We start from the raw sequence: 1,177 nt of genomic DNA, 5'->3' as shown, positions 1-1,177 counted from the left end.
ACCTCGACCGATTCAGCAAGCTGGGTCCTCGCCTCGGAGCTGTCTGCGCGGCGGCCTGGCCGGTGCGGTTTGCCGAGGACACCGCTAGCGGTCCGGTGCGGTTGAGCAGTTCAAGCGCAATTTCATCGTCGGGCATGCGCAGGGCCACGGTTCCGCGGGTCTCCCCCAGGTCCCAATCCAAGGACGGCTGGGCGTGGAAGATCAGCGTCAGGCCGCCGGGCCAGAAGGCTTCCGCGAGCTTGCGGGCTTCTTCCGATACATCGGTTGCCAGCCCGTCCAGCGCATTGAGCCGCGGAATCAGCACCGGGGGCGGCATATGGCGGCCGCGGCCTTTCGAGACAAGCAGCATGGTCACGGCTTGCGGCGAGAAAGCGTCGGCGGCAATGCCGTAGACAGTGTCCGTCGGCATGACGACACACTTTTTCTCGCTGATGGCGCGCTGCGCATGCTCCAGGCCTTCGGCGCGTTGTTCCTCTGACGTGCAGTTGTAGCTTGTGGTCACAGCGCTATTCTTTCATTTCCCGGAGGCAGCGATTGCCAACACTGCGCTCGTGGCACGTTCCTTGCCATTGAGATCGAGGTGGGTGGCGACGTGCGTCCAGCAACCGGCAGCCTTCAGGTGTTCGGCAATCCAGCCCGCCTGCACTTCCGCGTGCTCCATCACGAAGTAGCCGCCGCCCTTGAGGAGCCGGGCAGCGGAGGCTGCAGCCGCCGTCGGAAGCTCCATTCCGTCCGCTCCCCCGCCGTACAGTGCCTCCGGCGGATCGTGCAGCGCCACTTCAGGTTCGTTCGGAATTGCTTCAGCCGGGATATAGGGCGGATTGGAAACGACGACGTCGAACGTTCCATCGTGTTCGGGCAGGGCATTCCTGAGGTCGCCTTGAACGAGCTTCACCCCGAGGGGCTTCAGGTTCTTCGCGGCCCAGGCGTGGGCGAACGTGCTGAATTCGACGGCGTGGACCTCGGCCCCGGGCACTTCGTGGGCGATCGACGCCGCGATGGCGCCGGAGCCCGTACCAAGGTCAACCACCTTGGGGTGCTCGAGTCCCTGGAGGTGGTCGATGACGAGCTGGACCACGGATTCCGTTTCCGGTCGCGGAATGAACACGCCAGGGCCCACGGCGAGCGTGAGGTAGCGGAAGTGCGCGACGCCAGTGATGTGCTGGAGCGGGACGCG

General features: G+C 65.3%; 1 protein-coding gene and 1 pseudogene. Both read right to left on the bottom strand.

Features of this window, described 5'->3' with window-relative positions:
* Positions 1 to 502, bottom strand: a pseudogene (locus AHiyo1_RS03310) (L-threonylcarbamoyladenylate synthase); the annotation flags it as partial.
* Positions 503 to 514: 12 nt separating this feature from the next.
* Positions 515 to 1,177 (bottom strand): peptide chain release factor N(5)-glutamine methyltransferase (prmC, locus tag AHiyo1_RS03305; RefSeq protein ID WP_059387610.1); only part of this gene is annotated, 663 nt, incomplete at its 5' end.

It is taken from the genome of Arthrobacter sp. Hiyo1, from assembly GCF_001263615.2.
GTDB lineage: Bacteria > Actinomycetota > Actinomycetes > Actinomycetales > Micrococcaceae > Arthrobacter.
Note: the sequence above shows the minus strand (reverse complement) of the source record. Positions and strands in the feature narration are given on the sequence as shown.